The sequence below is a fragment of the Microbacterium sp. NPDC055455 genome, from assembly GCF_053619935.1.
Genome location: NZ_JBSHLB010000001.1, coordinates 739,969 through 759,334, shown reverse-complemented (window position 1 = coordinate 759,334; position 19,366 = coordinate 739,969). Strand labels below are relative to the sequence as shown.

Below are 19,366 nucleotides of genomic sequence, written 5' to 3'. Positions count from 1 at the left end.
AGGGAGCCGGCGGTCGACGAGCCGCCGATGGCGAAGCGCCTCATCCTGGGCGGTCCCCTGGCCTCCAGCGACTCCGAGGAGCACCTGCTCCCCAAGAAGCGGGCGCTGCCGATCTTCGCCTCCGACGCGCTGTCATCGGTGGCGTACGCGCCGCAGGAGCTGCTGCTCATCCTCCTCACCGGCGGCCTCGCCTTCCTCGCGTTCGCCCCCTGGATCGCCGCCGCGGTCGTGCTGCTGCTGATCGTCGTCGTCGTCAGCTACCGGCAGCTCATCAAGGCGTACCCCTCCGGCGGCGGCGACTACGAGGTCGCGCGGAAGAACCTGGGCGAGGTGCCGGGTGTCGTCGTGGCCGCGGCGCTCCTGGTCGACTACGTCCTCACCGTGTCCGTCTCGGTCGCGTCGGGCGTCGACAACATCATCTCGGCGCTGCCGGGGCTCGACCCGTTCCGCGTGGAGCTGGCGGTCGGCTTCGTCATCCTCATCGTCGTCGTGAACCTCCGGGGCGTCCGCGAGGCCTCCACGGCGTTCGCCATCCCGACGTACGTGTTCATCGCCTCGGTGGGCGTCATGGTCGTCGTCGGCCTCTTCCAGACCCTGACCGGCGACGCGCCGCTGGCGGCCAGCGCGCAGTACGCCGTCGAGACGCAGAGCGTCACCCAGGCGGCGGTCATCCTCCTCGTGCTGCGGGCGTTCTCGAGCGGCTGCTCGGCGCTGACCGGCGTGGAGGCCGTCTCCAACGGCGTGCAGGCGTTCCGCAAGCCGAAGGTGCGCAACGCCCAGACGACGCTCGCGCTGATGGGCGGGATCGCGATCCTGCTGTTCTCGGGACTCACCGCCCTGGCCCTGGTGTCGGGCGTCCACTACGCCGAGAACCCCTGCGACCTCATCGGCTTCGACTGCACGGCGGGCCCGCAGCCGAGCGTCATGGCCCAGGTGTCGTCGGCCGTGTTCGGAATGAACTCGATCCCGTTCTTCGTCATCCAGGCGGCGACCGCGCTCGTCCTGCTGCTCGCCGCCAACACCGCCTTCAACGGGTTCCCGCTGCTGGGCTCGGTGCTCGCGCGCGACGGCTACGCGCCCAAGGCCCTCAACACGCGCGGCGACCGCCTGGTCTACTCCAACGGCATGATCGTCCTCGGGCTGATCGCGATCGGCGTGCTGATCGTCTACCAGGCGAACCTCACGAACCTGATCCAGCTGTACATCATCGGCGTCTTCACCTCGTTCACCCTCGGCCAGATCGGCATGATTCGGCACTGGCGCCGGGGACTGCGCGAGATCCGGGCGCTGCCGCCGGAGCGACGCGACGACAGGACGGTCCGCGACGACCTCTTCAGCTATCGCAAGGGGCTCGTCATCAACTCGGCGGGCGCCGTGATGACGGCATCCGTGCTCATCATCGTGACGATCACGAAGTTCACCCACGGGGCGTGGCTGGTCTTCCTCGCGATCCCGGTGCTGTCGTTCCTCATGATCGGCGTGCACCGCTACTACCGCGATGTCGACCACGAGATCGCCATGGACGACCGGATCCACTTCGGCTCGTCGGGCGACGTCGCGCTCATCCTCGTCAACAAGCTGCAGAAGCCGGTCGTGAAGGCCGTCGACTACGCGCTGGCCGCCAAGCACGACAAGACCTTCGCGGTGCACGTCTCGGTGACGAAGGAGGACGCGGCGGCACTCGAGCAGGAGTGGCAGGAGCATCGGATGCCGATCCCGCTGAAGATCATCGAGTCGCCGTATCGCACCTACGCGAGCCCGATCGCCGAGTTCGTCAAGAAGTACCGCGAGCAGCACGGGTCGTCCGTGGTCACGGTCTACCTGCCGCAGTACATCGTCGGGCACTGGTGGGAGACGCTGCTGCACAACCGCCGCGCCCGTCGCATCGCCCAGCAGCTCATGCTGGTCCACGGCGTCTCGATCACGCTCGTGCCGTGGCTGCTGGACTCGTCCGAGCTGATCTACGGCCGACGCTCCCGCGCGCTTCCCGGCGACGACCGCGCGGGCCGGGGCAGCGCGTAGCCTTGAAGGGTGACCATCCCCGCATCTGCACCCTCGCCGGCTGCGCTCCTGGATGCCGAAGCCGTCCGCGCGGACTTCCCCATCCTCGGCGAGCGCGTCAACGGCCAGCGCCTGGTGTATCTCGACTCGGGTGCGACGAGCCAGAAGCCGCAGGCGGTCATCGATGCGGAGGTCGGCTTCCTCACGCGGTCCAACTCGGCCGTGCACCGCGGCGCCCACACCCTCGCCGCCGAGGCGACCGAGCTCTTCGAGGACGCCCGCGCCACCGTCGCCGGCTTCGTCGGCGCGCGGCCGGAGGAGCTCGTCTGGACGAGCGGCGCCACCGCCGGCCTCAACCTCGCCGCCTACGCCATCGGCAACGCCTCGCTCGGCCGCGGGGCGCCCGAGAGCGCCGGCTTGGCGCTGCGCCCCGGCGATGAGATCGTCGTGACCGAGGCCGAGCACCACGCCAACCTGATCCCGTGGCAGGAGCTCGCCGCGCGCACCGGCGCCGTGCTCCGCCACATCCCCGTGCGCGACGACGGGACGCTCGACACGGATGCCGCGGCCGCCGTCATCGGCGGGCGGACGCGAGTCGTCGCCTTCACGCACGTCTCCAACGTGCTCGGCATCGTCAACCCCGTCGACGAGCTCGTCGCCCTCGCGCGGGAGGTCGGCGCGCTCACCGTCCTCGACGCATGCCAGTCCGCACCCCACCTGCCGCTGGACCTGGTCGCGCTCGGCGTCGACCTCGCGGTCTTCTCGGGCCACAAGATGCTCGGACCCTACGGCGTCGGCGGGCTGTACGGGCGCTCCGAGGTGCTCGGGGCGCTGCCGCCCTTCCTCACCGGCGGGTCGATGATCACCACCGTCACCCTCGACGAGGCGGACTACCTGCCGCCCCCGCAGCGGTTCGAGGCCGGCACGCAGCCGGTGTCGCAGGCGATCGGCCTCGCCGCCGCCGTCCGCTACCTGCAGGCCATCGGCATGGACGCCGCCCACGCGCACGAGAAGGCCCTCGAGGCCCGCATGGCCGAGGGACTCCGCTCGATCCCGGGCGTGCGGCTCCTCGGCGACGCACCGGACGCGGAGCGGGTCGGACTGTGGTCGTTCGACGTCGACGGCGTGCACGCGCACGACGTGGGCCAGTTCCTCGACGCGCGCGGCGTCGCCGTGCGGGTCGGCCACCACTGCGCGCAGCCGCTGCACCGCCGCTTCGGCCTCACCGCCTCGGTGCGCGCCTCCACCGCCGTCTACAACACCGCCGACGACGTCGACGTGTTCCTCGATGCGCTGTCGGGCGTGCGCTCGTTCTTCGGAGCCGGCTCATGAGCGGGCTCGAGTCGCTGTACCAGGAGCTGATCCTCGACCACTCCAAGCGACCGCACGGCAAGGGCCTGGGCGACGAGACCGGGCGGGTCGCCTCGTCGTACCAGCGCAACCCCATCTGCGGCGATGAGATCACGCTGCGGGTCCGCCTGTCCGACGACGGCACCACGGTCGACGAGGTGACGTGGGACGGCGCCGGCTGCTCCATCTCGCAGGCGTCGGCGTCGATGCTCGCCGCGCTGGTCGAGGAGGAGGGACGGATGCCGCGGGCCGAGGCATCCGCTCTCATCGACGGCTTCCGCGAGGCGCTGCGCTCCCGCGGCGAGATCGCGCTCGACGAGGAGGTCTTCGGCGACGCCGCCGCCCTGTCGGGCGTCTCGAAGTTCACGGCGCGCGTCAAGTGCGCGATGCTCGCGTGGGTCGCGTTCGAGGACGCCGTCTCGCGCGCCTGACCCGACCCCTGGTGGCGCCGCGCGCGTGGTGCAAGACTTCGCACAGCCGCGTCTGCGGAGGGGTGGGCGCGGGACGGGACGAGGGAGGAAGTCCATGCGCAAGCCACTTTTCATCGGACTGGTGACGGGTCTGGCCGCGACGCTGGTGTTCGCGGGCGCCGCGCAGGCGGAGGACGGCGGGAGGCCGTTCACGGTTCCGCTGTCGGGTGCTGCCGAGGTGCCGGGGCCGGGTGATCCCGATGCGAGCGGAACGGCGTCGCTGCGGCTCAACCCGGGGCAGGGAGAGGTCTGCCTCGACATCGACTGGGCCGACGTCGACGGCACCGTCTTCGCCGGGCACATCCACGTGGGCACGGCGGATGCGGCAGGACCCGTGGTCGTCTCGCTGTTCTCCGGCGCGTTCACCGGCACCGACAGCGTCAGCGGCTGCGTGGCCGCCGACCGCGAGCTGATCCTCGCCATCATGCGCGATCCCGACGACTACTACGTCAACGTCCACAGCCTGCCCAGCTTCCCCGCCGGCGCCGTGCGCGGCCAGCTGGGGTAGCTCCCGGGCTGCCGATGGCGTGGGGCGGATGCCACCGCCCCACGCGCCGCGACCTGGGGACCTGCGACCCACGCGGCATCGCTGTCTCCGCGGTGGCGTTCGGATTCCGTGAGGACACCGGTCGTGGCACGGCTGCCGGGTCGTAGGGTGGCGGCATGGAGCGCGGCGGCGACGGGGTGCAGTCCCGGGAGGAGCCCGACGTCGGCGAGCCGCACGCCCGCGGCGACCGGTTCACGCTGCCCCGCGTGAGCGGCGGGGTCCTGGGCCGGCGGCGCCGGCTGCTCGGCTTCGGCCTGGCGCTCGTGGGCGGGCCGCTGCTGACGTGGTTCCTGGTGGGCATCCGCAGCGACGAGACCATCACCAGCGACGTGCTGGCATACCAGCTGCTGGTCGTGCTGGTCTCGCTCGTCGGCGGGATCTGGCCGGCGGTGTTCGCGGCCGTGATGTCGGCGCTGACCCTCAACTACTTCTTCGTCGAGCCGTACTACACCGCCTCGATCGCGGACCCCCGGAACGTCTGGGCGCTCGTGCTGTACGTCGTGATCGCGGTGCTCGTGAGCTTCGTCGTCGACCGGGCCGCTCGCGCGGCGCGTGCGGCGCACCGCGCGGAAGCGGAGGCGGAGCTGCTCGCGACCGTCGCCGGCAGCGTGCTGCGCGGCGACTCCGGGGTGCTCGCGCTCATCAGTCGCACCCGGGAGTCCCTCGGCCTCGCCGGCGTGCGCCTCGTCGACGCCGACGGCACCGTGCTCGCCACCGACGGCGAGCCGGTGCGCGACGGCCGCTTCGACGCGGTCACGGTCGGCCGGCGCAACGGCGGGCCGCCCGCGATGCTCGAGCTGCACGGCCACGTCCTGGACGCCTCGGAGCGACGCCTCATCGACGCGGTCCGGGCGCAGCTCTCGGCCGCCCTCGAGCACACCGACCTCACCCGCACGGCGCGGGAGGCCGATGCGCTGGCCGAGACCGACCAGGTGCGCAGCGCGCTGCTCTCGGCCGTGAGCCACGACCTGCGGCGTCCCCTCTCCGCCGCGGTCGCCGCCGTCGGCGGACTCCGCGCGGCGGGGGCGAACCTGTCGGCCGATGACCGCGACGAGCTGATCGCGACGGCCGACGAATCCCTCGCGACGCTGTCGGCCCTGGTCACCGACCTCCTCGACGTGAGCCGGGTGCAGGCGGGGGTGCTCGCCGTGTCGCTGCAGCGGGTGGACAGCGCCGAGATCGTGCTCGCCGCCCTCGACGAGCTGAACGGGGGGCCCGAGCGGTTCGACCTCGCCCTGGACCCGGACCTGCCGCCTCTGAAGGCCGATCCCGTGCTGCTGCAGCGGGTGCTGGTGAACGTGCTCGCCAACGCCGCCCGCCATGCGCCCGCCGGCTCGCTCGTGCGCGTGTCGTCGCGACGCTTCGGCCGGACCGCCGAGATCCGCGTCCTCGACCACGGCGCCGGCATCCCTCCGGAGCGCCGCGACGACATGTTCACGCCGTTCCAGCGCCTCGGCGACACTGACAACACCGCCGGCCTCGGCCTCGGACTGGCGCTGTCGAAGGGATTCGCGGAGGGCATGGGCGGTACGCTCGCGCCGGAGGACACCCCCGGGGGCGGCCTCACGATGGTCATCTCGCTGCCCCTGGCCGACGATCACGTCCCGGAAGGAGCCGCTGCGTGAAGGTCCTCATCGCCGACGACGACCCCCAGCTGGTGAGGGCGCTGCGGATCACCCTCGCCGCGCACGGCTACGAGGTCATCGCCGCGCCCGACGGCGCTGCCGCGATCGCGCTGGCTGCGAAGGAGCACCCCGACATCGTGATGGTGGACCTCGGGATGCCGCGCCTCGACGGCGTGCAGGTGATCCAGGCGCTGCGGGGATGGACCGCCGCCCCGATCATCGTGGTGTCCGGCCGGACCGGCTCCGGCGACAAGGTCGACGCACTCGATGCCGGAGCCGACGACTACGTCACCAAGCCGTTCCAGGTCGACGAGCTGCTGGCGCGACTGCGGGCGCTCTCACGCCGCGCGGGCGCGGCATCCGGTGCCCCCGTCGTCACGTTCGGGGACGTCGTGGTCGACCTCTCCACCAAGTCGGTGACCCGCTCCGGCGAGCGCGTGCACCTCACCCCCACGGAGTGGCGCATCCTCGAGTTCCTCGTGCGCAACCCCGGTTCGCTCGTGACGCGGCAGACGCTCCTCAAGGACATCTGGGGCACCGAGCAGGTCGCCGACACCGGCTATCTGCGCCTGTACATGTCGCAGCTGCGCAAGAAGCTCGAGGCCGACCCCGGCCACCCCGCGCACCTGCTCACCGAGTCGGGCATGGGCTACCGGCTGCTCGCCGACCCGGCCTGAGCCCTCGCGTCGACGACCGACGGCTTATTCGGGTTTGGGGCGCGCCGCGGACGGTCGGGGCGTGCCGCGCGCGCCCCGAACGGTCGCGCGGCGCCCCAAACCCCGGAGACTTCGCGTCAAGCGGCGGGGCGCCTGGTCAGCCGAGGCCCTGGCGCTCGGCGCGGGCGTCGGGCGCGGCATCCCCCGACACCGGCTTCGACGAGAGGCCGACGGAGCCTCCCGACGCCCCACCCGAAAGGGCGGCCGAGACCGCGACCGACTCGTCGACGTCGGGGTACTGCGGACGCAGCTGCACCGCGTGCGGCTCCCGCTTGTCGCGCTTGGCCTTGCGTGCGGAGTAGGCGAGGTTGAGCGCCTCGACGAAGATCGCGAAGGCCATCGGGCCGTAGATGAAGGCCTTGTCGATCTTGATCTCGAAGCCCTCCGCCACGAGGAAGACACCGATGAGCAGCAGGAACGACAGCGCGAGCATCTTCACCGTGGGGTGCTTGTTGACGAACGCGAAGATGAAGCGCGAGGCGAACAGCATGATGCCGAACGACAGCACGACGACGGTGATGATCACGACGAGGTTCTCGGTCATACCGACCGCGGTGATCACGGAGTCCAGCGAGAAGACGAGGTCGAGCAGCAGGATCTGCAGCAGCACCGACCCGAACGTGATCGTCTTGCGTCCGACGCCGCCGTGCTCCTCCTCGGCGCCCTCCAGCTTGTGGTGGATCTCGGTGACCGCCTTGTAGACGAGGAAGAGGCCACCGGCGATGAGGATGAGGTCCTTCCACGAGAAGCCCATCTCGCCGACGAAGAACACGTCGTTCTTCAGCGTGATGATCCACCCGGCGAACAGCACCAGGACCACGCGCATCACCATCGCCAGGGTCAGGCCGAGGTTGCGCGCCTTCGCCTGCTGCTCCTTGGGCAGCTTGGACGCGAGGATCGAGATGAAGATGACGTTGTCGACGCCGAGGACGATCTCGAGCACGAACAGCGTGATGAACACGGCGATGAGATCGGGCGTGAATGCGAAGGAGAAGTCCACGTCACGATCGTAGGCGGCGGTGACCGACATCCCGGCCGAACTCGGCCGGACGAGGGAGCGGGACGGATGCCGCGGCATCCGTCCCGCTCGTCCGCGGGGTGGTCAGACCCCGGCGAGCACGCCCTCGAGACGGGCGTAGCTGGCCTCCATGCCGTCGGTCATGCCGGTGGCGAGCACCATGTCGCGGGTCTGCGAGTCCGGATACTCGATGAGGACCGTGATGAGGGTCACGCCGTCCTCCTCCTCGAGGGTCAGGTCGTTGAGCGTCGACGGATAGTCCGTCCCCGTCATGTGCTCGGTCGTGACCGCGCGGCGCGGCGGCTCCGACAGGAGGGTCTCGCCGTCGAACCCGAAGCGCTCGCCCGGAGCGCCCTCGACGGGCTCCCACTCGTAGCGGTAGCGTCCGCCGACCGAAGGGTCGACCTCGCACACCGACATGCGCCACCCGTCGGGGCCGAGCATCCACTTCTGGAGCAGCTCGGGCTCCTGGTGCGCGCGCCACACCAGGTCGATCGGGCCCTCGATGAGACGCGTGATGCGCACGTGGGTGTCGTCGAGGATCTCGGTCTGCGTGCCCTTGCCGGCAGCGTACTCGCGCAGGCCCGCGAGCACCTTGTCGAGCTGGTTGATCGCCATCGTCGAGCCCTCGACCGCGCCCATCGCGACCACCTGCTCCAGCGCCTGCGCCGAGTCGAAGTGGGTGGTGTTCACCAGCCGGGAGCCGGTGGGCGTCTGCTCGAACGTGAACACCATGCGGGAGGTCGGCATCTCGGCCAGCACCTCGCCCTGCTCATCGGCGAACGAGTCGAGCGCCGAGAACGTGCGGGGCCCGTCGATCTCGAGGAACTCCCACACCCCGTGGAACTGCTCGCCCTTGGGGCTGGTCATGTGGTACCGCGCCCGGCCCCCGGCGGTGAGGTCGAACTCGGTGAAGGTGGCGGGGTACCCGGGCGGGCCCCAGAACCGCTCGAGCTGGCGCGGATCGGTGAAGGCGCTCCACAGCCGGTCGACGGGAGCCGCGAAGTCGGCCGTCAGCGTCATGGTGAGCGCTTCGGCGTCGGTGGTGACATCGGTGACGGGCATCGTCATTCTCCTTCGTTGCGGGGGTCGTTCTTCTTCGTGCGTTCTTCGGTGGTGCGCGGGGCGCCGGCGGGGCCGGCGGGGCCGGCGGGGCCCGCCGGTTCTGCCAGCAGGGCGTCGAGCCGGTCGATGCGAGCGCGCCACAGGTCCTCGTAGCGGGCCAGCAGTGCGCGGGCGCGGGCGATCATCGTGGGATCCGCCCGGACGAGGCGCTCGCGCCCTTCGGCCCGCTTGACGATGAGCCCCGCGGCCTCGAGCACGCCGACGTGCTTCTGCACGGCCGCGAAGGACATGTCGTACTCGCGTGCCAGCGCCGAGACGGAGTGCTCGCCATCGATCGTGCGACGCAGGATGTCGCGCCTCGTGGCCGCGGCCAGCGCGTGGAACACGCGGTCGATCTCGTCATCGCTGAGCTCAATTCCTACAACCATTTGGTTGTAGGTTACGGCGGGGTGCGGCATCCGTCAACCCCTTTCTCGCGCGCGACCCCCGCGATCGGCCGGCATCCGTCACCCCGTGTTGCGCCGAACTAGACTGGACCGGTCCGGCATCCCCCGAATCCTGGAGTTGAGCCGCGTGACCACCCCCTCCCAGGCCGCTGTCGCCGACACCGTCGAGAACGCCGCCACCACTCCGGAGAAGGAGCAGCCGTACGCGGCGCTCGGCCTCAAGGACGACGAGTACGCGCAGATCCGCGAGATCCTCGGCCGCCGCCCCACGTCGGGCGAGCTGGCGATGTACTCCGTGATGTGGTCGGAGCACTGCTCCTACAAGTCCTCGAAGATCTACCTGCGCCAGTTCGGCCAGAAGGTCTCGGACGAGATGAAGGAACGGCTCATGGTCGGCATGGGCCAGAACGCCGGCGTCGTCGACATCGGCGAGGGCTGGGCGGTCACCTTCAAGGTGGAGTCGCACAACCACCCGAGCTACATCGAGCCCTTCCAGGGCGCCGCGACCGGCGTCGGCGGCATCGTGCGCGACATCATCTCGATGGGCGCGCGCCCGGTCGCCGTGATGGACCAGCTGCGCTTCGGCGCCATCGACAACCCCGACACCGCGCGCGTGGTGCACGGCGTCGTGAGCGGCATCTCGTTCTACGGCAACTGCCTCGGCCTGCCCAACATCGGCGGCGAGACCGTGTTCGACGCGGTCTACCAGGGCAACCCGCTCGTCAACGCCCTCGCGGTGGGCGTGCTTCGCCACGAGGACCTCAAGCTCGCCAACGCGTCCGGCGCCGGCAACAAGGTCGTGCTCTTCGGCGCCCGCACCGGCGGCGACGGCATCGGCGGGGCATCCATCCTCGCCTCCGACACCTTCGCCGACGGCGGTCCCACCAAGCGCCCCGCGGTGCAGGTCGGCGACCCGTTCGCCGAGAAGGTGCTCATCGAGTGCTGCCTCGAGCTGTACCAGGGCGAGCTCGTCGAGGCCATCCAGGACCTCGGCGCGGCCGGCATCTCGTGCGCGACGTCGGAGCTCGCCGCCAACGGCGGCTCGGGCATGCGCGTCGACCTCGAGAAGGTGCTGCTGCGCGACCCCACGCTCACGCCCGAGGAGATCCTCATGAGCGAGAGCCAGGAGCGCATGATGGCGATCGTCTCGCCGGAGAAGCTCGACGCGTTCCTCGCCGTCACGGCCAAGTGGGACGTCGAGACGTCGGTGCTCGGCGAGGTGACCGGCGACGGACGCCTGCAGATCTTCTGGCACGGCGAGCAGATCGTCGACGTCGACCCGTCGACCGTCGCGGTGGACGGCCCGGTGTACGAGCGTCCCGTGGCCTATCCGACCTGGATCGATGCGCTCCGCGACGACTCCGCCTCCGCACTGCCGCGCTCGAGCGACGCCGACACGCTGCGCGAGCAGTTCACGACCCTCGTCGCGAGCCCGAACCTCGCCGACACGTCGTGGGTGACCAACCAGTACGACTACTACGTCATGGGCAACACGGCGCTGTCGTTCCCCGACGACGCCGGCATGATCCGCGTCGACGAGCACTCCGGCCTCGGCTTCGCGATCGCGACCGACTGCAACGGGCGCTACTGCCAGCTCGACCCGTACCAGGGCGCGAAGCTCGCCCTCGCCGAGGCGTACCGCAACGTCGCCGTCACGGGCGCGCAGCCCACCGCGGTGACCGACTGCCTCAACTTCGGAAGCCCCGAGAACCCCGAGGTCATGTGGCAGTTCTCGCAGTCGGTCGAGGGATTGTCGGACGGATGCCTCGAACTCGGCGTCCCCGTCACGGGCGGCAACGTCTCGTTCTACAACCAGACCGGCGACCAGCCGATCTTCCCGACCCCCGTCGTGGGCGTGCTCGGGATCATCGACGACGTCGCCCGCCGCATCCCGTCGGGGTGGCAGGACGCCGGCGAGAACATCTACCTGCTCGGCGTCACCGCCACCGAGCTCTCGGGCTCGCAATGGGCCGGGACCATCCACGGCCACCTCGGCGGTCGCCCGCCGGCCGTCGACCTCGCGCAGGAGAAGAAGCTCGCCGACCTGCTCCACGCGGCCGGGCAGCAGTCGCTCGTCTCGTCGGCGCACGACCTGTCGTCGGGCGGCCTCGCGCAGGCCCTCGCCGAGGCCGTCATGCGCTTCGGCGTCGGCGCGCGCGTGTGGCTGAACGAGATCCAGGAGCGCGACGGGGTGGATGCCGCGACCGCGCTCTTCTCGGAGTCGACCGGCCGCGTCATCGTGAGCGTGCCGCGCGAGGACGACGTGAAGTTCCGCGGGCTCTGCGAGGGCCGCGGCTACCCGGTGCTGCGCATCGGCGTGACCGACTCCGCGGCCGACGGCGACGAGCCGGCGCTCGAGGTGCAGGGCCTGTTCACGGTGCCTCTGGCCGAGCTGCGGGGCCTGTCGACCTCGACCCTCCCCGACGCCTTCGGCCCGATCGTCACCGAGCACACGGCCTGACCGGGCTGAACTCCACCCCAACTCCCCGGTTTGGGGCGCACCGCGTGCGTTCGGGGCGCGCCGGACGCGCCCCGAACGGACGGGATGCGCCCCGAACGCGACGCGTCCCACCCTGAACCCACAAGTAGGATGAGTCGCATGGCGGCGGACGACGACGAGTACAGCGGTTTCAACGACACGCGGCAGCGTCGCGTCAAGATCATCGCGTGGGTGACGATCGTCGCCCTCATCCTCGTCGGCGGCGGCGCCACCGTCTTCGCCCTGCTCTTCGGCTGACGGAGCGCCCGACAGCGCACAGCAGACTCCCGGCGACGACCGCGCTATATCGCGACTAGCATGGCACCGTGGAGACGATCCTCCTCGTCATGTCGTCCTGGTGGTGGGTCGCCCCGGCAGCCGCAGGCGCCGGAGCGGCGACATACGCCGGGCTGACGACGCGCAGCCGTCGCGCGCGTCGTCTCGAACTCGACGCCGCGCGGCACGAGGAGTCGCAGGCCTACCGGGCGCTCGTCGCGGCGAAGGCGCGCGTGCGGACCGCTCAGGCCGAGGCGCTCACGACGAAGTCCGCCGGTCCGGTGCGCGCGTACGACGCCCGGCGCGCGCTGCAGGCCGCGAAGCAGGCGGAGAGAAACGCGTCGCTCGAGCTGCGGGCGAGCCGGTCCCGCGTGAAGGCGGGCTACTCGCAGTATCGGGCCGCCGCCGCGCACGACCCGCTGCCGATCGAGCGGCTGTGCGCCGTGCACGACGCGGTCAACGCGCGCTGGCTCGCGTACGAGACCGACGTCGACAAGGCGCTGGCTCATCCGCAGATGACCGATACGCGGCATCCGGCCACCGTCGCCTTCCTCCTCGCACAGCGCGAGGCGCTCTCGAAGCGGCCGATGCTGCGCGACCGCGTGACGCCGCAGCAGTTCGCCGAGTACCGCGTCGCGGTGCGCGACCTGGAGGCCGCGTTCGACGAGGCCGAGCGCCAGGCCGGCGTGCCCGGCGCGGCGCGCGCGACGTCGCCCGCCGCGGCCACGGCCGCGAGCATCAGCGCGGCGGCCACCGCCATCGCCGAGCTGGCCGACCGGCTGCCGTCGCTGCTGGCGAAGCTCCCGCAGCCCCGGCAGGGCGAGCCGCCCGCTGGCAGGGTGCCCTGAGGAGAGAGCGGCGGTCGGCGGCGGCCGTTAGCATGACAGGGTGGAGCCGTTCTTCGAGTTCCTGCGCGACTTCTGGTGGCTGGCCTTCCCAGCGTTCGGCCTTCTTGCCGCCGTCGGAAACGCGTGGGAGCAGAGCGCGAGACGCCGGCATAAGCGGCGGCTCGAGATGATGCACGCCAAGGCCGAGCTCAAGGCGGCACAGGCGGCGGCCCGCGGCAAGGCGGTGCCGGCGGCATCCCTCCCCTCCGTCACCGGTCCCACCGCCGTCGCCGAAGCGGGCCCGGCCGGCCGCGAGACCCAGGCGACCCAGCTCGAGCGGCTCTTCGCGACCCACGACTCGGTCACCTCGCGATGGCTGGAGTACGAGCTCGACGTCGCGAAGATCATCGCCTTCCCGGCGATGAGCGACGGCCGTCAACCGCTGACGGCCGCGTTCCTGCGCGCCAAGCGCATCGCCGACGGGCTGCGCCCCGCGTCGTCGAAGGCGCGGCTGACGAGAGACCAGCTCGCCGAGTACCGCAACGCCGTGGCCGACTTCGAGGTCGCCTTCGACGTCGCCGAACGCGACGCGCGGCGCCTGCGCGACTCGAGCTTCACCGAGATGGAGCGCAAGCGGCTCGACACGGCGAAGAAGCTGCTGACCGTGGCGATCGACGAGGCCGCCACTCCCGCGGAGCGCCAGCTGGCGTACCGCCGTGTGCGTGAAGAGCTCGACGGGCTCATCTCGCTCTCGGATGAGGCGATCGAGGTGCTCGAGAACAAGGTCATGCTCGAGCTCGGCCCGACGACCGCGGCGCCTGCGCCCGCGACCTCCGCTCCCGCATCCGATGCCCCGGCCTCGCCGCCGACGACGACACCGACGGCGTCGCCAGCGGCGTCACCGGCCGCCCCGGCCTCGCCGGTCGCCGAGCCGCTTCCCGCGCCCACCCCGCAGCGCCCCAGCACCACGCCGCCGGCCACGTGGCCGGTGCCCTCGCGCGGCCACGGCGACGCCCCCGGACGCGTGGTGCACCCGAAGCCGCACCGCTGAGGCTCAGCGGCCGAGCTCGGGGTGCGCGTCGATCCATGCGTCGATCCGCGCGAACCAGTCGAACAGCCAGACGGCGCGCGCGTCGATGCCCTCCGGCACGTCCGCGCGGGGGACGCGCCAGGCGCACATGGTGACGCCCTTGTCCATCGGCAGCTCACGCCAGATGTCGCGGAGCGTCGCCAGGCGGTCGAGGCCGGTGTGGGCGATGAAGACGACGTCCGCGGTCGGCGCCGCGTCCAGCGCCGCGTGGATGCCGCCCGGCTGCGGCGCCATCACGTGGAGGAGCGCCTCGGCGCGCACGGCCAGACTCTCGCGCCCGGCATCGCGCAGCCGCTTGATGCGCGCCAGCCGGCGACCCGGGGTCACGTTGCCGCCCTCGGGGAAGATGACGAAGGTGTCGTCCGGCCCGAGATCCTCGGCCAGCTGGGCGAGCGCCCGCTCCACCTCCATCCCGCCGCCGCGGGGCGCGCGGTCGAAGCCGGTGGGCACGATGAACCGCGACGGCACGCGGTGCAGCAGGATGTCGATCGCGGGATCCCACTGCAGCGTGTACTTCAGGACGATCCGGGGGCGCCGGCCGGCCTCGTTCAAGAGGGTGTGGATCAGGATGAAGGAGTCGCCCGGTCCCCCGTGCCGGCTCGCGACGATGAGCGGCGTGCCCGGCGCGAAGAGGGCGTCGAAGGCGTCGGGGCCGGCGGCCGCCCCCGAGGTGAGGCCCGCGGCCGGGTCGCCGGTGGCGGCATCCGGCAGCGCGTCGTCGGAGCCGGTGGTCGAGATGGTCAGGCGAAGGACGCTCCCGAAGATGCGGAAGAGGACGCGCAGCCCCCACGCGCCGAGGCGATAGTGCGCGGTCACGAACCCCGGCCGTCGCAGCGCATAGCCGAAGCCCGACCCGACCCATAAGCCGAACAGCGCCACGACCATCACGGCGTCCCACAGCAGGTACACCGTGATCAGCCACAGCATGCGGGGCAGCCGGAACCGGCCGGGCACCAGTGAGGTCAGCGCCAGCCCCACGAGCAGCCACAGCGGGGTGAGCGCCAGCATGAGAACCGCCGCCACGATCACCAGCGGTGCGAGAAGGATGCGTCGCAGCCACGTCGGCGGGAGCCGCATCACGCACCGCCGGGGATGAGGCCGCCCACGCGGAGGAACTCGCGGCTCGCCTCGTAGGCGCGGTCGATCCGTCCCCGCACGGTGTCCATGCGCCGGTACGACAGGAGCGTGTCGTCGCCGTCCGTCCCGCCGCTGGGCAGCACGTGGAGGGTGACGCCCTCGGGGATGGTGGCCATGTCGCGCGCATACCGGTGCCGGCGCGCGACCTCGAAGGCCACCCGGGCCGTGTCGACGGCGGACTGGGGCGCCTCGAGCGGCGCCTCGACGCGGCCCACCTGCAGCACGAAGACGGTGCGGGCGCCCACTTCCACGGCGTGGGAGATCGGGATGGAGTTGACGATGCCGCCGTCGATGAAGTGCTCCTCGCCGATGCGGGTGGGCGGAAGCAGGCCGGGCACGGATGCCGAGGCCAGCACGGCGTCGATGAGCGGCCCGGAGTCGAACACGTGCTCGGCGGCGCGCTCGATGCTCGCGGCGACGACGCGCAGGCGCACCGGCAGGTCCTCGAACCTCGTGTCCGCCCCGAGCGCCCGCTCGAGCAGCCGCCGCAGCGGCGTCGGCGAGTTCAGATGCGTCCTCGTCCTCACGAGGCGCGTGAACTGGGCGAACAGCGAGTCCCCGTACACGGCGCTCGCCTCGGGCGACGTCCACGCGTCGAGCAGGCGCTCGATCACGGCGGGCCGCGGGTCGCTGGCCACGAGCGCGCCGTTGATCGCGCCGATGGAGGTGCCGACGATGAGGTCGGGACGGATGCCGGACTCCAGCAGGGCCCGCAGCATGCCGATCTGCACGGCACCCCGGACCCCGCCGCCGCCCAGGACGAACGCCACCGTCATGCCCACACCCTAGTGCGGGGCGCGGTGGCGTTCGCCCTCCGGGCGTCAGCCGGTCAGGAGGTCAGGCCGTCGACCCACTCCTGGTTGTCGGCGATCCACTGCTCGACAATGGGACCGTAGTCGTCGCCGTCGTACTCGTTGAACATCGCGTCCTCGAGCGAGTACAGCAGGTCGCTGGGCATCTCGAAGTCCGAGATCCATTCGCTCACCTCGGGGAAGTCCTCGCCGAAGGGCGTCGAGGAGACCGAGTGGATGCCCTCGGCCTCGCCGAGAAGGCCCTGCGGGTCCTCGAGGTCCTTGATGGGGAACGCGCTGTACGCCCAGTGCGGGCGCCACAGCGTCACGACGATGTTCTCGCCGGCATCGGTGACCGACTGGAGCTCCGCGAGCATCGCGGGCGTCGACGACTCGATGAGCGTCATGTCCTCCAGGCCGTAGCCCGGCACGACCTCGTCGCCGGTGATGCGCATCAGGCCGGAACCCGGCTCGATGCCGACGATCTCGTTGCCGAACTCCTCGGCGTTCGCGGCGAGCTCCTCGAGCGAGTCGATGGGCGCGTCCTCGTTCACGGCGATGGTGAGCGAGGCCTCGTCGTTCCAGACGCCGAGGTCGACGAGGTCGTCGCCGTACTGCTCCATGTAGTCCGCGTGGGTGGTGGGCAGCCAGGTGTCGAGCACGAGGTCGAAATCGCCCTGCGCCAGGCCGGCGTAGACCGGCGCGACGTCGGCGTAGGTGAGCTCGACGTCATACCCCTTCTCGGTGAGGATGGCCTCCCACAGGTAGGACGCGGCGATGCCCTCGTCCCAGCCGTTGAAGACGGCGAGCTCGATCGCGCGGTCGGCGGCCTCACCCGAGCCGCCCCCGTCCGCGGCGTCGGCTCCGCTGTCTCCGGCGCAGCCGGCCAGCACGAGCGTGCTCGCGCCGAGAAGCCCTGCTCCGGCAGCGAGGTGCTTCTTCTTCATCATCATGTCGACTTCCTCTCCACTCGTGGTTGCTGTGTCACGAGTCGGTCTTGGTCTGGCGCGCGAATCTCGCGCGCCTCCGGCGGGCTGATGGTCCCGCCCGGTCGATGGGCGGACGGACGACGTCCGTCCGGGTGGGTCAGGCGGTGCCGACGGGGACGCCGGGCTCCGGCGCCGTCGCGCTCCGCGTCGCGCCGTCGTCCGACCCGGCGCCGTCCTGCGATGCCGCGGCGACACCACGGCGGCGCGTCCGGGGCCCGGTCGGCGTGGCGAAGGCGGAGGTCAGCCGATCGAGGATCATCGCGATGATCACGATCGAGATGCCCGCCTCGAACCCCAGCCCGACGTTGATGCGGCCGATGGCCCGGGTGATCTCGCCGCCCAGCCCGCCGGCTCCGACGATGCCCGCGATGACGACCATCGACAGGCTGAGCATGATGATCTGGTTGACGCCGGCCATGATGCTGGGGCGCGCGAGCGGGAGCTGGATCTGACGCAGGATGCGCGCGGGGCTTGCGCCGAAGGCGTGGCCGGCTTCGACGACCTCCTGGTCGACGCCGCGGATCCCCAGCTCCGTCAGGCGGACGCCGGGAGCCAGGGCGAACAGGATCGTCGCGATCATGCCCGGCACCGCTCCGACGCCGAAGAAGATGATGGCGGGGATGAGGTAGACGAAGGCCGGCATCGTCTGGAGGAAGTCCAGGACCGGCCGCACCGCGCGCGAGACGTGCTCGTTTCCGGCGGCCCAGATGCCCACCGGCACGCTGATCGCGGTCGCGATGGCGGATGCCACGAGCACGAGCGCGAGGGTGTCCATGGCGTTGTCCCACTGATCCACCAGCACGATGAGGAGGAGTCCCAGCGCGGTGCCGATCGCGAGCTTCGCGCCCTTGACCCAGAACGCCAGCGCGGCGAACACCGCGATGATCACCCAGAACGGAGGCGTGACGAGAAGCCACGCCAAGCCGTCGTACACGGTGCCGAGAGCGACCGCGACGGCGTCGAAGAACCAGCCGAACGTGTCGCCGAGGAAGTCCACGAAGGCCTCGATCCAGGCCCCGAGGGGCAGTCGCAGAGTCTGCATCAGCGGGCTCCCTCCGTCGTGATCGCCTCGGGGACGGCGACGCCCGCACCGGATGCCGCGTCGATGACCTCGAGGGTGTGGGTGATCTCGGCCACCGGCACGGTGGCGGGGGCCTCGATCACGGGGTTCTCGCGCGTGACGGCGGGGACGTTGCCGAGCGCCGCCAGCAGCGTCACGCGCGGGATGGTGCCGACGAGCCTGCCGCCGTCGTCGACGACGGCCACCGGGACCGGGCTCTCGACGGAACGCTCGACGACGCCGGTCAGCGCATCGTCGACGTGCACCACGGGGTGCGTGCGCGTCGCCAGTGCGCGCAGATCGGTGCGGCCGTCCTTCACCGCGCGGATGACCGCGCGGTCGGTGACGGTGCCGAGGAAGCGCCGGTTCTCGACGACCGCGACGGCGCCCACCTGCAGGTCGCGCATGACGCGCAGCGCGCCGCGGACGCCGGCGGTGACGGGGATCGTGGCGGCCGGCGGCGCCATGACGGAGCCTGCCGTCAGCACGCGGGCGCGATCGACGTCCTGCACGAACTGCGCGACGTAGTCGTTGGCCGGATCGGTGAGGATCTCCTCGGGCGTGCCGTTCTGGACGATGCGGCCGTCCCTCATGACGGCGATGCGGTCGCCGAGGAACATGGCCTCGTTGAGGTCGTGGGTGATGAAGACGATGGTGCGTCCCAGCTCGCGCTGCAGCTCGACGAGCTGCTCCTGCATCTCGCGGCGGATGAGCGGGTCCAGCGCAGAGAACGCCTCGTCCATCAGCAGGATGTCGGTGCCCGAGGTGAGCGCGCGGGCGAGGCCGACGCGCTGGCGCATGCCGCCCGACAGCTCGTCCGGCATCGCCTCGGCCCGGTCCTGGAGCCCGACCTTCTCGAGGATCTCGCGCGCCCGTGCACGGCGCTCGTCGCGGGGGACGCCCTGGATCTCGAGGGCATACGCGGCGTTGTCCAGCACGGAGAGGTGCGGCAGCAGTGCGAAGTGCTGGAACACCATCGACACCGAACGCTGTCGGATGGAGCGCAGCGATTTCGCAGAGGCCTTCGTGACGCTCCGGCCCTGCACCAGCACGTCGCCCGCGGTGGGCGGCAGCAGGCCGTTGAGCATGCGGATGATGGTGGACTTGCCCGAGCCGGACAGGCCCATGATCACGAAGATCTCGCCCGGCTGGACGGTGAAGCTCGCGTCGATGACCGCGGCGGAGCCGGCATCGGCCACATCGGCGCGGGTGGCCCCGGCGCGCAGCCGCCGCATCGCGTCACGGGGGTTGCGTCCGAAGACCTTGTAGAGGTTCTTCGCCTCGATGGCAGGCGGAAGTGTCACTGTGCACCTCGGCAGCTCCGGTGCAGGAAGCTGCATCGGTCGCGCCCGGGTGGCGGCCGCTCGGGCGGGCGGATGTCGGATCCGCCCCACGGCCGCCGACCGTACGCCCTCCGGTCTGACGCGCACTGGGGCATCACCGGAGACCGCGGACTGGTCGGGTAGCGGCCCGCGAAGG

Annotated in this window: 17 protein-coding genes and 1 pseudogene; 10 read left to right on the top strand and 8 right to left on the bottom strand. The window is 71.5% G+C overall.

Going from position 1 to position 19,366, the window contains the following annotated elements:
* Positions 1-27 precede the first annotated feature (27 nt).
* The 6 genes and pseudogenes from ACWGUG_RS03370 to ACWGUG_RS03345 all read left to right on the top strand — a co-directional run bounded on the left by ACWGUG_RS03370 (position 28) and on the right by ACWGUG_RS03345 (position 6,670).
* On the top strand, positions 28-2,022 hold the full coding sequence (locus tag ACWGUG_RS03370; RefSeq protein WP_452324189.1) for an APC family permease: 1,995 nt from the start codon (positions 28-30) through the stop codon (positions 2,020-2,022).
* 9 nt (positions 2,023-2,031) lie between these two features.
* Positions 2,032-3,333 carry a SufS family cysteine desulfurase gene (locus tag ACWGUG_RS03365; RefSeq protein ID WP_452323825.1) on the top strand — a complete coding sequence of 434 codons (1,302 nt, stop codon included), beginning with the start codon at positions 2,032-2,034 and terminating at the stop codon, positions 3,331-3,333.
* Positions 3,330-3,782, top strand: a complete 453-nt coding sequence (gene sufU / locus ACWGUG_RS03360; RefSeq protein ID WP_336393938.1) for a Fe-S cluster assembly sulfur transfer protein SufU — start codon at positions 3,330-3,332, stop codon at positions 3,780-3,782. Before ACWGUG_RS03365 ends, sufU begins: the two co-directional genes overlap by 4 nt.
* Positions 3,783-3,876: 94 nt before the next feature.
* Positions 3,877-4,329, top strand: a complete 453-nt coding sequence (locus ACWGUG_RS03355; protein ID WP_452323824.1) for a CHRD domain-containing protein — start codon at positions 3,877-3,879, stop codon at positions 4,327-4,329.
* A gap of 215 nt (positions 4,330-4,544) precedes the next feature.
* A pseudogene (locus ACWGUG_RS03350) lies at positions 4,545-5,993 on the top strand (sensor histidine kinase); the annotation flags it as partial.
* On the top strand, positions 5,990-6,670 hold the full coding sequence (locus tag ACWGUG_RS03345; protein WP_336393941.1) for a response regulator: 681 nt from the start codon (positions 5,990-5,992) through the stop codon (positions 6,668-6,670). The pseudogene ACWGUG_RS03350 and the gene ACWGUG_RS03345, both read left to right, overlap by 4 nt.
* Positions 6,671-6,806: 136 nt before the next feature.
* Here the strand turns inward: ACWGUG_RS03345 and ACWGUG_RS03340 are convergent, their stop codons facing one another.
* The 3 genes from ACWGUG_RS03340 to ACWGUG_RS03330 form a co-directional block, all read right to left on the bottom strand.
* Entirely contained in the window at positions 6,807-7,709 is a 903-nt protein-coding gene (locus ACWGUG_RS03340; protein WP_336393942.1) for a TerC family protein, read from the bottom strand.
* 102 nt (positions 7,710-7,811) lie between these two features.
* Entirely contained in the window at positions 7,812-8,792 is a 981-nt protein-coding gene (locus tag ACWGUG_RS03335) for an SRPBCC family protein (RefSeq protein WP_336393943.1), read from the bottom strand.
* A 2-nt stretch (positions 8,793-8,794) separates the two neighbouring features.
* Complete coding sequence (locus ACWGUG_RS03330; RefSeq protein ID WP_452323823.1) at positions 8,795-9,220, bottom strand: ArsR/SmtB family transcription factor; 426 nt, start codon at positions 9,218-9,220, stop codon at positions 8,795-8,797.
* Between the two features lie 145 nt (positions 9,221-9,365).
* Between ACWGUG_RS03330 and purL the strand changes: the two genes are divergently transcribed.
* The 4 genes from purL (at position 9,366) to ACWGUG_RS03310 (ending at position 13,871) form a co-directional block, all read left to right on the top strand.
* The gene (purL, locus tag ACWGUG_RS03325) at positions 9,366-11,699 is read left to right on the top strand and encodes a phosphoribosylformylglycinamidine synthase subunit PurL (protein ID WP_336393945.1); all 2,334 of its coding nucleotides are present in this window, start codon (positions 9,366-9,368) and stop codon (positions 11,697-11,699) included.
* Between the two features lie 138 nt (positions 11,700-11,837).
* Positions 11,838-11,975, top strand: coding sequence for a hypothetical protein (locus ACWGUG_RS03320; protein ID WP_192633022.1), 138 nt, complete (start codon positions 11,838-11,840; stop codon positions 11,973-11,975).
* Positions 11,976-12,043: 68 nt separating this feature from the next.
* Positions 12,044-12,841, top strand: a complete 798-nt coding sequence (locus tag ACWGUG_RS03315) for a hypothetical protein (RefSeq protein WP_452323822.1) — start codon at positions 12,044-12,046, stop codon at positions 12,839-12,841.
* A gap of 40 nt (positions 12,842-12,881) precedes the next feature.
* A complete protein-coding gene (locus ACWGUG_RS03310; protein ID WP_452323821.1) occupies positions 12,882-13,871 on the top strand; it encodes a hypothetical protein in 990 nt (329 codons plus the stop codon).
* Between the two features lie 3 nt (positions 13,872-13,874).
* Here ACWGUG_RS03310 and ACWGUG_RS03305 read toward each other — a convergent pair whose 3' ends face one another.
* The 5 genes from ACWGUG_RS03305 to ACWGUG_RS03285 form a co-directional block, all read right to left on the bottom strand.
* Complete coding sequence (locus tag ACWGUG_RS03305) at positions 13,875-14,987, bottom strand: 1-acyl-sn-glycerol-3-phosphate acyltransferase (RefSeq protein ID WP_452324188.1); 1,113 nt, start codon at positions 14,985-14,987, stop codon at positions 13,875-13,877.
* Positions 14,987-15,823, bottom strand: coding sequence for a patatin-like phospholipase family protein (locus ACWGUG_RS03300; RefSeq protein WP_452323820.1), 837 nt, complete (start codon positions 15,821-15,823; stop codon positions 14,987-14,989). The genes ACWGUG_RS03305 and ACWGUG_RS03300 overlap by 1 nt, the downstream gene beginning before the upstream one ends.
* A 53-nt stretch (positions 15,824-15,876) precedes the next feature.
* Positions 15,877-16,791, bottom strand: coding sequence for a glycine betaine ABC transporter substrate-binding protein (locus tag ACWGUG_RS03295; protein ID WP_452323819.1), 915 nt, complete (start codon positions 16,789-16,791; stop codon positions 15,877-15,879).
* A gap of 133 nt (positions 16,792-16,924) precedes the next feature.
* Complete coding sequence (locus ACWGUG_RS03290) at positions 16,925-17,869, bottom strand: ABC transporter permease (protein ID WP_378879400.1); 945 nt, start codon at positions 17,867-17,869, stop codon at positions 16,925-16,927.
* Entirely contained in the window at positions 17,869-19,227 is a 1,359-nt protein-coding gene (locus ACWGUG_RS03285) for a quaternary amine ABC transporter ATP-binding protein (protein WP_452323818.1), read from the bottom strand. The genes ACWGUG_RS03290 and ACWGUG_RS03285 overlap by 1 nt, the downstream gene beginning before the upstream one ends.
* Positions 19,228-19,366 lie beyond the last annotated feature (139 nt).